Here is a 12,446-nt window from a genome sequence, read left to right on the forward strand (position 1 = left end):
ACTCCCACCTCAAAATTCAGTTGAAGCAAAGAAGTTAGGTGGGAGATCAACTGTCCGTAAACGTCCGATTGGTGGGGGCTAATAATCAGTGGAGGATGAACAAAACCCCCACTGATTAAAGTTTCACTTTATATAATAAGGGGGAAATTGAAATGACTGGAGGTAGTGTAATCTTTTGGGGGATTTTAATTTTCATCGGTTTAGTTTTCGATCAGCGTAATAGTAAGAAAAAAGAAGGAACAAAAAAGTAATCGCTTACAATTAAATAAGCAACTTTTCTTGCTTGCAGACTAATCTCATAAAGCAGTATACTGAATAACGGTAAGACTTATAGAAGGGGTAATGAAAATGAAGCTTGCAGGAAAAGTTGCTATCGTAACTGGCGGTGGCATCGGTATTGGACGTAATACAGCTCTTTTGTTGGCTAAACAAGGCGCAAAAGTAATTGTGACGGACATTGATCAAGAAAGTGGACAAGCAACAGTGGAAGAAATTACGAATCTAGGCGGAGAAGCACTTTTTGTATCCTATGATATGGAAAAGCAAGGAGATTGGCAACGCGTTATCAGTGTTACTTTGAATGCATTCAGTCGCATTGATATGCTTTTTCAAAATGCTGGTTTATATAAAATAGATTCTATTTTTTCTCGCCAACAAGAGAACGATTCCAATGTACTTTGTATTAATGACGTTTGGATAGAGATAAAACAATTAACGTCATCTTTTATGAAACAGCAAGAAGAAGTGGTGCTGAGTGACTTACCGATTTTCGGTATTATTGGCACGAAAGGACAATCATTTCATACAGTAGAAGCCCTCGTATAATAATGAAAACCGCCCTCAAAATATGTGGACGGTTTTTTTGTATGTTATATAGCAGAAAATTACTTTTTAACGAATACGTTGTTCAGTTTGGCTATCAAAGAAATGCGCTTTATTCATATCCAATGCTAGTTTAATTTCGTCACCAGGTGAAAATGTATGTCTTGCATCAACACGTGCTGCAAAATCTTGATCTCCAAGTTTCATATATAAAATAGACTCAGCACCTAGTAACTCAGCAACTTCGATTTTTATTTTGAAAGCAGTAGATTGTGAAGCTTCTAAAAATAAAAGTTCATCATGAATGTCTTCAGGACGAATGCCTAAAACAATTTCCTTATTTACATAGCCTTGTTCACGTAACATCTTCATTTTTCCTTCAGATACTTTGACCTTTATTGTGTTGTCTATAACGAAATCGTTTTCAGTTAATTTACCACGGAAGAAATTCATCGCTGGAGAGCCGATAAATCCACCAACGAAAATATTTTCAGGTGTTTCATATACTTCTTTTGGCGTTCCGATTTGTTGAATCTTTCCATCTTTCATAACAACAAGACGTGAAGCCATTGTCATTGCTTCTGTTTGATCATGTGTTACGTAAATTGTTGTCGTTCCAAGACGGTGGTGTAATTTAGAAATTTCTGAGCGCATTGCAACACGTAATTTCGCGTCTAAGTTAGATAAAGGCTCATCCATTAAGAAAACTTTCGCGTCTCGAACAATTGCTCTACCTAACGCAACACGTTGACGTTGTCCACCAGATAACGCTTTCGGTTTTCTATCTAAATATTGTTCCAGTCCTAAAATTTTTGCTGCATCTTTCACACGACGATCGATTTCATCTTTTGGTATTTTTCTAAGTTTTAATCCAAATGCCATATTATCATACACACTCATATGTGGATATAGGGCATAGTTTTGGAAGACCATTGCGATATCGCGATCTTTTGGAGGGACATCATTCATTAGCTTACCATCAATTGAAAACTCTCCTTTTGAAATATCTTCAAGCCCAGCCACCATTCGTAATGTTGTAGATTTTCCACATCCAGAAGGACCGACAAATACGATAAACTCTTTATCTTGAATGTGTAAATTGAAGTCTGTTACAGCTGTTACGTTATTATCATATATTTTATAAATGTTTTCTAATTTCAGTTCTGCCATGGTATTTCCCCCTAGAAATAATTATGCAAACGTTTTCTTTGAGTTCATTATAAACTAATAGATTTAAAAAATAAACAAAAAAATAAAACGTTTTCATTTATTAGAGGGATATTAGTAATTTTCATATATTTTCTTAGAAAAATAAGAACAAAAGTTGTAAGCGCTATTTTAAATTAAGATAGAATCTGTTATCATTCATTAATGAAAACGTTTGCGCCTTAAAAAAGAGAAAATCGAATTATTAATGAAATGGGGTAGCATAATGGAAAAACAATGGTGGAAAGAAAGTGTGGTATATCAAATTTACCCTCGTAGCTTTATGGATAGTAACGGTGATGGTATTGGGGATCTTCGTGGTATTATTTCAAAGCTAGATTACTTAAAAGAATTAGGGATTGATGTCATTTGGTTATCGCCAGTCTATGAATCTCCAAATGATGATAATGGTTATGATATAAGTGATTATTGTAAAATTATGAATGAGTTCGGAACGATGGAAGATTGGGATGAGCTACTACATGAAATGCATGAACGTAATATGAAACTTATGATGGACTTAGTTGTTAACCATACTTCTGATGAACATAATTGGTTTATTGAATCACGTAAATCAAAAGATAATAAATATAGAGATTACTATATATGGCGTCCTGGAAAAGAAGGAAAAGAGCCGAACAACTGGGGAGCAGCTTTTAGTGGATCAGCATGGAAGTATGATGAAATGACAGATGAATATTATTTACACCTGTTTTCTAAAAAACAGCCAGATTTAAATTGGGATAATGAAAAGGTAAGACAAGATGTTTATGAAATGATGAAGTTTTGGTTAGAAAAAGGAATTGATGGCTTCCGTATGGATGTTATTAATTTTATTTCTAAAGAAGAGGGCTTACCAGCTGTTGAAACAGAAGAAGAGGGATATGTTTCAGGTCATAAGCATTTTATGAACGGTCCAAACATTCATAAATATTTACATGAAATGAATGAAGAAGTATTGTCTCATTATGATATTATGACGGTTGGTGAAATGCCTGGTGTAACGACAGAAGAGGCGAAAATGTATACTGGGGAAGAACGAAAAGAACTGCAGATGGTATTCCAATTTGAACATATGGATTTAGATTCAGGAGAAGGCGGGAAATGGGATGTAAAACCATGTTCACTCCTTACTTTAAAAGAGAATTTAACGAAATGGCAAAAAGCGTTAGAGCATACTGGATGGAATAGCCTATATTGGAATAACCATGATCAGCCTCGCGTTGTATCTCGTTTTGGTAATGATGAAATGTATCGCATTGAATCTGCGAAAATGTTAGCGACGGTACTTCATATGATGAAAGGAACACCGTATATTTATCAAGGAGAAGAAATCGGAATGACAAACGTTCGATTTGAATCGATTGATGAATATCGAGATATTGAAACATTAAATATGTATAAGGAAAAAGTGATAGAGCGCGGTGAAGATATAGATAAAGTGATGCAGTCTATTTATATAAAAGGCCGAGATAATGCTAGAACACCGATGCAATGGGACGATCAGAATCATGCTGGATTCACAACAGGTGAGCCTTGGATTACGGTAAACCCTAACTATAAAGAAATCAATGTGAAACAAGCGATCCAAAATAAAGATTCAATTTTTTATTACTATAAAAAATTAATTGAGTTACGTAAAAATAATGAGATTATTGTGTATGGATCATATGATTTAATATTAGAGAATAACCCTTCTATTTTTGCATATGTAAGAACATATGGAGAAGAAAAACTTCTTGTCATTGCAAACTTTACGGCGGAAGAATGTTTATTTGAATTGCCTGAGGACATTAATTATAGTGAAGCAGAGTTATTCATACACAATTACGACGTAGAGAATGGATCGATAGATAATATGACATTACGTCCGTATGAAGCGATGGTATTTAAATTGAAATAGGAAAAAGCCTTATACCACTTGGTATAAGGCTTTTTTGATTACCATTTTAAGATTGAGAATCCATATGGAGGAAGTGTAACTTGTAATACACTTGCTTCCGCTGAAAATTCTTCGTTTGTATAAATGTTAATGATTTTCTTTCCAGTAACATGGAGAGGGAGGGAAGCGGTAATTTCACTATCAGTCGGATTTAAAACGAAAAAGATAGTTTCATCATCATATGTTTTCGTATAAGAAATATAATTATGTTCATCATTTGCTTCGATAAATTGGAAAGTACCATGTCCTCCAAATGCTTTATATTGCTTTCGTAATGAAATTAATGTTTGTACATGTGTAAATAATAGATGATCTTGTTCTTTCGTATCCCAAATCATACATTTGCGGCAAGCTGGATCCACACCGCCGTCCATACCAATTTCGTCTCCATAATAAATACAAGGAGAGCCGATGAAAGAAAGGTGGAATACATAAAGTAACTTTAACTTATTTTTATCTCCGTTACATGTTGTCAATATTCTTGGTGTATCATGGCTGTCTAATAAATGAAAGGCTGCTTCATTTACGTTCATAGAGTAGGAATGGAGAGATTCCGTAATTTGTTTCATAAATTCATTTGCTTTAATGGAATCGTTAGCAAAGTAAGACAGTAGAGCGTTTGTAACAGGATAGCTCATTACAGCATCAAATTGATCTCCTTGTAGCCATGGAAGTGCATCGTGCCAAATTTCTCCTAAAATATATACTTCAGGATTTAATGTCTTTATCTCACTTCGGAATTCTCTCCAAAAGCTGTGATCGACTTCATTTGCTACATCAAGGCGCCAACCGTCTATATTGAATTCTCTTACCCAGTAACGCCCAACTTCAAGTAAGTATTCTTTTACATCCGGGTGTGCTGTATTTAATTTAGGCATATACGGTGTAAACGCGAAAGTATCATAATTCGGAAGTGGCTCAGTTCTAATTGGAAATTCATGAATATGGAACCACTCTTTATAAGTAGACTTCTCGCCGTTTTCTAGCACGTCTTGGAATTTATCGAAAAAGTATCCACTATGATTAAACACGGCATCGAGCATTACTTTTATACCGTGTGTATGACATGCCTGAACGAGTTCTTTGAACGTTTCTTTCGTCCCAAATTGCGGATCGATTTCCATGTAGTCAATTGTGTCATATTTATGGTTTGAATGTGCTTTGAAAATAGGTGTGAAGTATATCCCTGAAATTCCAAGCTTCACAAGGTAATCAAGGTTTTGAATAATACCAGCAAAATCTCCACCGAAAAAATTAGTTGGAGTTGGCTCAGCGCTGCCCCAAGGAAGAGTGTTTTCTGGATTTAGTGCACGATCACCATTCGCGAACCGTTCTGGGAAAATTTGATACCAAACGGTGTCTTTAATCCAAGAAGGTGCTTTGAATACATCATTTGCATGAATAAATGGAAAACAGAAAAAGTTACCAACGTCATCATTTGGAATGGTAGAGAAAAATCCGCGTTCTGCATAAATAAGCGTTTCTGTATCATTTTTTAATTCGAATCCATAACGTAAGCGCTTAAATTTCGGTTCGATAGAAATGGACCAATAATCAAACAATGCGGTAGAACCAGTTTTTTTCATCGGTGTATTTGATGTAATCCATTTCCCGTCTTTCCAGTCATAAGGATCACCGTAAATAAGAGTGGCGCTTTGAACATCGTCTCTTTGAGTACGTATTCGGATGTGAATCGTTTTTTCATCGTAAGCGTATGCGAAATTATCTTTTGGCCTATGATAAATGGCTTCTTTAAGCATATAGAAAATCCCCCTTTAATATCTCCATACATATTGTTCCCTTAAGTATAATAATAAAGTATATGTTGCAAACGATTGCCTTTTACATAGCTTTAATATTGCTTATAAGAGTAGTATTCATTTCATATAAAGTCAATGTATAAGGAGTATAGTAATAATATTTTAAAAATTAATATTTGCAAAATGAATAAAAGAATGTATAATGATAGACAAATAGCGCAAACGTTTTCATAGATTGAGATATTGTTTGCGCTTCTATTAAACTATTCAATGCAAACGTTTTCAATTAGTAGGGTACATATACAACTTAGGGAGGTTTTTGGGATGAAGAAAGCATTATCATTATTAACGATTTCAGCATTATCAATTGGTATGTTATCTGCATGTGGACCGAAAGATTCAGGGAAGAAAGAAGAAAGTAAAGCAAAGAAAGATTACGATCTTCTCGTTTGGGAAGATGATAAAAAAGGTGTTGCTTTAGAACCGGCCGTGAAAAGCTTTGAGGAAAAATATAAAGTAAAAGTAAAAGTTGTTGAAATGCAAATGACAGATCAAGTGAAGAAGTTACGCCTTGATGGACCAGCGGGGACTGGACCAGATGTTGTAACATTGCCACATGATCAAATTGGAAACGCAGTAACAGAAGGTTTACTTTCGGAAGTGAAAGCTGATGATGCTGTAAAGAGTAAATTTACTGATTCATCAATAGCAGCACAGACATATAACGGGAAATTATATGGTTTACCAAAAGCAATTGAGACACCAATCTTTATTTACAATAAAAAATTAATGCCAAAAGCACCAGAAACGATGGACGAGCTGTTTAACTTCTCGAAAGAATTTACGAAGGATGGCAAGTACGGATTTTTAACACTAGGAGATAACTTCTACTTTGCTAATGCATTCATGGCAGGTATGGGTGGCTATGTGTTTGGTGAAAAAGATGGAAAGCCAAATGCAAGTGATGTTGGATTAAATAATAGCGGAGCAGTACAAGGTGCGGAATACCTTCAAAAATGGTACAAAGAAAAGTTATTCCCGAAAGGTATTATCGGTGAATCTGGTGGACCTGCTGCTGATGGACTATTTAACGAAGGAAAAGCAGCATCTATCATGAACGGACCTTGGGCGTTCCAAGCAATGGAAAAGAACGGAATTGATTATGGTGTTGCTCCAATGCCTAAATTACCAAATGGTCAACCAATGAAAACGTTTGTTGGGGTTAAAGGATGGCATGTAACAAGTTTCTCTAAACAAAATGATTTAGCTACAAAGTTCACTGAATGGGTAACGAATGAAGAAAACGCAAAAATTCGATTTGAGAAAACAAAAGAAATTCCTCCAGTAAAATCAGTAATGGAAGATCCAATTATTAAAGATAATGAAGCTGCAAAAGCAGTTGCAACGCAATCTGAAAATGGAATTCCAATGCCAAACATTCCAGAAATGCAAGAAGTATGGAAACCAGCTGGAGATGCGCTTCAATTAGTTGTTACGGAGAAAGAGGCACCAAAAGCAGCACTTGATAATGCAGTGAAGCAAATTAAAGGTAATATTGAGGCAAATCATAGTAAGCAAAAATAAGGTGAAATTCGTGCCTCTAATATGAGAGGCACGAATTCTCTCCCAGAAAAAAGGGGGAAGGAACATGCAAACATTGGAACCAGCAAACGGCTTAAACGGTTCAAAACATAGGAAAATGGCAACCATGTTATCAATCATTCCAGGCATGGGCCAAATGTATAATAAACAATTTGTAAAAGGTCTTATTTTTCTAGTATTAACAGGTTCATTTATTGTAGCATTTGCTGATTTATTAAATATGGGATTATGGGGAATTGTAACGCTTGGTACAGAAGTTCCACGTGACCATTCTGTCTTTCTATTAGTAGAAGGAATCTTGGCACTCATTGTCATCGTGTTTGGACTCGGAATATATGCATTTAATTTATATGATGCATACCAAAACGGGAAGAAACGTGATATAGGAACCCCATTAAACTCTGTAAAAGAGCAATACCGTAATTTACTAGATCAAGGTTTTCCGTATTTAATGGTTTCACCAGGTTTTCTATTACTTATCTTTGTAGTTGTATTTCCAATCATCTTCGTAATTTTAATTGGATTTACGAATTATGATTTATACCACTCTCCTCCAGCTAAATTAGTAGATTGGGTGGGCTTCAAAAACTTTATTGATATCTTTACATTACCTATGTGGAGAGAGACATTTTTAAGCGTATTTTCTTGGACTGTCATTTGGACATTCGTTGCAACGACATTACAAGTTGCGCTTGGTATTTTCTTAGCGATTATCGTAAATCAGCCTGGTATTAAAGGGAAGGCAATTATTCGAACAATCTTCATTTTACCGTGGGCGGTCCCAGCATTCGTATCTATTCTTGTTTTCTCTGGTATGTTTAATGAAACATTTGGAGCGATTAACAATCAAGTATTGGCGTTATTCGGAATCGAAAAGATTGCTTGGATGACAGATCCGTTTTGGGCGAAGATTGCTTTAATTATGATTCAAACGTGGCTTGGATTCCCGTTCGTCTTTGCAATGACAACAGGTATACTGCAATCGATTCCAGGGGAGTTATATGAAGCTGCTACAGTAGATGGAGCTACAGCTTGGCAACAGTTTCGTAAAATTACATTGCCACTTGTTCTATATGCAACAGCACCAATATTAATTACGCAATATACGTTTAACTTTAATAACTTTAGTATCATCTATCTATTTAACGGCGGAGGTCCTGCTGTAGCTGGACAAGACGCAGGTGGAACGGATATTTTAATTTCATGGATTTATAAGTTAACGATGACTTCAGCGCAGTACGGGAAAGCAGCAGCTCTTACAATGATATTATCGTTAATCGTTATTACAGTTGCGTTATGGCAATTTAAGAGAACAAAATCATTCCAAGAAGAGGATATGATGTAAATGAATATTAAAAGACAAAAGATGTTACGTCTCTCATTAAGTTATTTTGTTATTTTCGTAATGTGTGCCATCATTTTCTATCCGTTATTATGGATTATTGGCTCATCGTTTAATCCAGGTGATAGTTTATCTGGATCAAGTATTATTCCACAAAATGCAACGTTAGATCATTATCGTAAGTTATTAGATTTAGAGAATAGTAATTATTTACTATGGTATAAAAACACATTAAAAGTAAGTGTTATAACGATGATCTTCTCAGTGTTAGCAATTAGTTTTACTGCTTATGCATTTTCAAGATACCGTTTTGTTGGAAGAAAAAATGGTTTATTAACATTTTTAATTCTACAAATGATTCCGAACTTTGCGGCGCTAATCGCTCTATACGTATTAGCACAGTTAACAGGATTAATCGATACGCACCTTGCATTAATTTTAATTTATGTAGGTGGGGCAATTCCAATGAATACATGGCTTATGAAAGGATATTTTGATACGATTCCGAAAGAATTGGATGAGTCAGCTCGTATGGATGGGGCAGGACATTTCCGTATTTTTTGGCAAATCATTATGCCACTTGCAAAGCCAATCGTAGCGGTTGTGGCGTTATTTACTTTCATCGGTCCATTTACAGATTTCATTTTAGCGAGTGTTATTTTGCGCACACCAGAAAATTATACGTTAGCAGTTGGCTTATATGAAATGGTAGCGAAGAAATTTGGTAATGAATTTACAACGTTCGCAGCGGGTTCAGTATTGATTGCAATCCCAATTTCAATTTTATTCCTATCACTACAAAAATACTTTATCTCTGGTTTAACTGCTGGAGGTACGAAAGGATGAAAAATGGGACGTTACGTCCCATTTTTCTTTTCATCGCCCTATAAAAAATTTTATAGGGCGATGAAAAGAGATTTGACATCACATATGAAAAGAAGTGAAATAAATAGTATATTATAGTATAGGAAAAAAGAGCTATATCCCTTACAATACATGGAGAGGGAGAATATGATAGGTTTTACAAGATAGAATCAATGAAAGTTAATGACTTCTCCTATTACTTGCAACGGGTGCAAGATTAAAATATAAAAAATGACAGAGAAGTGAGAGGAGGGGGATTTTTATGACAGTTACAATTAAAGATGTGGCGAAGAAGGCGAATGTAGCACCATCTACCGTTTCTCGTGTAATTGCTGATAATCCAAGTATAAGTGAAAAAACAAAGCGTCGTGTTCGGAAAGTAATGAGTGAACTAGGGTATCATCCCAATTTAAACGCAAGAAATCTAGCTAACCAAACAACGAAAACACTTGGACTTGTTATGCCAAGTTCTGCAAGTAAAGCTTTTCAAAATCCGTTTTTCCCAGAAGTTATAAGGGGGATTAGTTCATTTGCACATGTGGAAGGGTATGCGCTTTATATGTCGACAGGTGAAACGGAAGATGAAATTTTTAATGGTGTTGTAAAGATGGTACAGGGACGCCAAATTGGTGGCATTATTCTTTTATATTCAAGAGAGAATGATCGGATTATTCAATATTTGCATGAACAAAATTTCCCGTTTGTTTTAATTGGGAAACCGTATGATCGAAAAGATGAAATTACATATGTAGATAATGACAATTATACAGCTGCAAGAGAAGTAGCAGAATATTTGATTTCATTAGGTCATAAACAAATCGCGTTCATCGGCGGTGGATCAGATTTACTTGTAACGAGAGATCGTTTGGCTGGTATGAGTGATGCTTTAAAATTAGCAGACATTGTATTACCAAAAGAGTATATTTTACATTTTGATTTTTCAAGGGAAAGTGGTCAACAAGCCGTTGAGGAGTTAATGGGGCTGAAGCGACCACCGACAGCAATTGTGGCAACGGATGATTTAATTGGACTGGGTGTGTTAAGTGCGCTTTCTAAAAAAGGATTCGTTGTACCGAAGGATGTTTCTATTGTAAGCTTTAATAATGCTTTATTATCAGAAATTGCGAGTCCGCCACTTTCGACAGTTGATGTAAATATATATCAACTAGGGTATGAGGCAGCAAAAGCTTTAGTGGATAAAGTAGAGAATGCGGAGTCTACTGCAAAGTGTATTATTATTCCTCATAAATTACTGAAGCGCCAAACTTGCGATCATTATGCATAAAAAAAGCTAAGAGTTTAACTCTTAGCTTTTTGTTGTAGAAAGGCCTCTAATCGATCACAGCCTTCTTTTAAAGTTTCAATACTATACGCATAGGATAAGCGAAGATAGCCTTCACCATATTCAGAAAATGCTGTTCCAGGAACGACAGCTAATCCAGCTTCTTTTACAAGGTCAAGTGCAAAATCAAATGATGAAGATGTTAAATGACCCACATATGGGAATAAGTAAAATGCACCTGTTGGCTGTTCAACTGTTAAGCCCATTTGAATCAGTCTATTATATACGTAATCACGGCGCTTTTTGTATTGATGACGCATCATTTTTGGTGCATCTTTAGCAGCTGTTAATGCTTCAATTGCAGCGTACTGAGCGATTGAAGTAGCGCACGTTACGTTGTACTGATGAACTTTTAGTATATGTCCTGCTAAATAGCTTGGTGCGAATAATAGACCGATACGCCAGCCAGTCATAGAATGAGATTTTGATAAACCGTTAATGACGATAGTTTTTTCACGCATTTCTGGGAAATGAGCGATAGACGTATGTTTTTGTTCATATACAAGTTCGCTATAAATTTCATCAGAAAGGACGAAAATATTTTTATCTTTTAAAACATCTACAATATCTTGTAGTTCTTCTTTTGATAAAGTTACACCAGTTGGATTAGAAGGATAAGGCAAAACGACGCATCTTGTGTTTTCTGTAATGGCATTTTTTAGTGCTTCGGCTGTTAAACGGAAGCCAGTTTCACGAACGTCGATAAAAATAGGTGTTGCGCCGCATAATCGAATAATTGGTTCGTATCCTGGATAAATAGGGGCAGGTAAAATGACTTCTGTTCCTGGCTCTAAAATCGTTCGGAATGCAACATCAATTGCTTCACTAGCACCGATTGTAACGATGGTTTCGTTTTCAGGTGAATACTGTAAATCGTAGTTATCTTTTACAAAGTTACAAGCTGCCTTGCGTAATTCTAATAAACCGGCGTTATGTGTATAGCTCGTGTAATTTTCTGTAATAGCCCGTTTTGCCGCTTCTTTTACGAGAGAAGGTGTAGGGAAATCGGGTTGTCCAATTGTTAAAGAGATAAGATTATTATAGTTTTGAATCATGTTAGAGAATTGACGGATTCCAGAAATTTGGATGTCCTTCACTCTAGGGTTAATGAATTGTTCCATTGTATCTCCCTTTCTTCCGTTTGAAAATTAAGTTCATTTTAACATATTTTCTATGATTTCGCTTGCGTATATGTTATGTAGAAAGAGAGAGGGAATAGAAAAAAAGCCGCTGTAAGCGACTTTTTAATATCCGTACTCCCAATCTATTTCATCTTCATTCCATAGTACAGAGGATACTTTTCCTAGGTGAACAATTGATTCATTCACAGCACATGTGCAATCTTCATCTCCTGTTTTATGTTGTAACTCTTCATATACTGATTTTTCAACATTTTCTAGAACGACCAAATTTTCTTCTTTTAAAACAAGCGTAGTACCCGCCATATTTATCTTCCTCCTACTAAAATAATGATCACTTATTTGTAAACATAGATAGTATGGATTATATGCTGTATTTTGCTATAGTTGTCCGTCTCATGAAGTATTTTTTATTTTCTTTGTAATC

The 12,446-nt window shown here is 35.4% G+C and carries 11 protein-coding genes; 7 read left to right on the top strand and 4 right to left on the bottom strand.

Going from position 1 to position 12,446, the window contains the following annotated elements; genetic code table 11:
* The first annotated feature begins 152 nt into the window (after positions 1-152).
* Both MR113_RS14585 and MR113_RS14590 read left to right on the top strand, forming a co-directional pair.
* A complete protein-coding gene (locus MR113_RS14585; protein WP_063263319.1) occupies positions 153-251 on the top strand; it encodes a hypothetical protein in 99 nt (32 codons plus the stop codon).
* A gap of 64 nt (positions 252-315) precedes the next feature.
* Entirely contained in the window at positions 316-825 is a 510-nt protein-coding gene (locus tag MR113_RS14590) for an SDR family NAD(P)-dependent oxidoreductase (protein WP_000218421.1), read from the top strand.
* A gap of 66 nt (positions 826-891) precedes the next feature.
* Here MR113_RS14590 and MR113_RS14595 read toward each other — a convergent pair whose 3' ends face one another.
* Positions 892-1,992, bottom strand: coding sequence for an ABC transporter ATP-binding protein (locus MR113_RS14595; RefSeq protein ID WP_242255103.1), 1,101 nt, complete (start codon positions 1,990-1,992; stop codon positions 892-894).
* A 262-nt stretch (positions 1,993-2,254) separates the two neighbouring features.
* On the opposite strand from MR113_RS14595, the gene malL reads away from it, so the two are divergent.
* On the top strand, positions 2,255-3,931 hold the full coding sequence (gene malL / locus MR113_RS14600; protein ID WP_242255104.1) for an oligo-1,6-glucosidase: 1,677 nt from the start codon (positions 2,255-2,257) through the stop codon (positions 3,929-3,931).
* Between the two features lie 38 nt (positions 3,932-3,969).
* Here malL and MR113_RS14605 read toward each other — a convergent pair whose 3' ends face one another.
* A complete protein-coding gene (locus MR113_RS14605; protein ID WP_242255106.1) occupies positions 3,970-5,730 on the bottom strand; it encodes an alpha-glycosidase in 1,761 nt (586 codons plus the stop codon).
* A 324-nt stretch (positions 5,731-6,054) separates the two neighbouring features.
* Between MR113_RS14605 and MR113_RS14610 the strand changes: the two genes are divergently transcribed.
* From MR113_RS14610 to malR, 4 genes are all read left to right on the top strand, one after another.
* Complete coding sequence (locus MR113_RS14610; RefSeq protein WP_063260482.1) at positions 6,055-7,314, top strand: extracellular solute-binding protein; 1,260 nt, start codon at positions 6,055-6,057, stop codon at positions 7,312-7,314.
* 64 nt (positions 7,315-7,378) lie between these two features.
* Positions 7,379-8,677 (top strand): maltosaccharide ABC transporter permease MalC, encoded by a 1,299-nt coding sequence (malC, locus tag MR113_RS14615; RefSeq protein WP_071721312.1) that lies wholly within the window; start codon positions 7,379-7,381, stop codon positions 8,675-8,677.
* Positions 8,678-9,520 (top strand): maltosaccharide ABC transporter permease MalD, encoded by an 843-nt coding sequence (malD, locus tag MR113_RS14620; protein WP_001022594.1) that lies wholly within the window; start codon positions 8,678-8,680, stop codon positions 9,518-9,520. It begins immediately after the preceding gene.
* Between the two features lie 280 nt (positions 9,521-9,800).
* Positions 9,801-10,823, top strand: coding sequence for a maltose operon transcriptional repressor MalR (gene malR / locus MR113_RS14625; protein ID WP_242255108.1), 1,023 nt, complete (start codon positions 9,801-9,803; stop codon positions 10,821-10,823).
* A gap of 14 nt (positions 10,824-10,837) precedes the next feature.
* Here malR and MR113_RS14630 read toward each other — a convergent pair whose 3' ends face one another.
* Positions 10,838-12,001: an aminotransferase A gene (locus MR113_RS14630; RefSeq protein WP_242255110.1), complete on the bottom strand. Its 1,164-nt coding sequence runs from the start codon at positions 11,999-12,001 to the stop codon at positions 10,838-10,840.
* Between the two features lie 123 nt (positions 12,002-12,124).
* Positions 12,125-12,325 (bottom strand): hypothetical protein, encoded by a 201-nt coding sequence (locus tag MR113_RS14635; protein ID WP_242255112.1) that lies wholly within the window; start codon positions 12,323-12,325, stop codon positions 12,125-12,127.
* Positions 12,326-12,446 lie beyond the last annotated feature (121 nt).

This window comes from Bacillus cereus group sp. BfR-BA-01379, from assembly GCF_022663605.1.
Taxonomy (GTDB): domain Bacteria; phylum Bacillota; class Bacilli; order Bacillales; family Bacillaceae_G; genus Bacillus_A; species Bacillus_A mobilis.

What these genes read in the sequence shown, in the direction of transcription:
- malL (WP_242255104.1), top strand. Translation starts at nt 2,255, where the DNA reads ATGGAAAAACAATGGTGGAAAGAAAGTGTGGTATATCAAATTTACCCT.
- MR113_RS14630 (WP_242255110.1), bottom strand. Translation starts at nt 12,001, where the DNA reads ATGGAACAATTCATTAACCCTAGAGTGAAGGACATCCAAATTTCTGGA.
- malD (WP_001022594.1), top strand. Translation starts at nt 8,678, where the DNA reads ATGAATATTAAAAGACAAAAGATGTTACGTCTCTCATTAAGTTATTTT.
- MR113_RS14610 (WP_063260482.1), top strand. Translation starts at nt 6,055, where the DNA reads ATGAAGAAAGCATTATCATTATTAACGATTTCAGCATTATCAATTGGT.
- MR113_RS14585 (WP_063263319.1), top strand. Translation starts at nt 153, where the DNA reads ATGACTGGAGGTAGTGTAATCTTTTGGGGGATTTTAATTTTCATCGGT.
- malC (WP_071721312.1), top strand. Translation starts at nt 7,379, where the DNA reads ATGCAAACATTGGAACCAGCAAACGGCTTAAACGGTTCAAAACATAGG.
- malR (WP_242255108.1), top strand. Translation starts at nt 9,801, where the DNA reads ATGACAGTTACAATTAAAGATGTGGCGAAGAAGGCGAATGTAGCACCA.
- MR113_RS14605 (WP_242255106.1), bottom strand. Translation starts at nt 5,730, where the DNA reads ATGCTTAAAGAAGCCATTTATCATAGGCCAAAAGATAATTTCGCATAC.
- MR113_RS14635 (WP_242255112.1), bottom strand. Translation starts at nt 12,325, where the DNA reads ATGGCGGGTACTACGCTTGTTTTAAAAGAAGAAAATTTGGTCGTTCTA.
- MR113_RS14595 (WP_242255103.1), bottom strand. Translation starts at nt 1,992, where the DNA reads ATGGCAGAACTGAAATTAGAAAACATTTATAAAATATATGATAATAAC.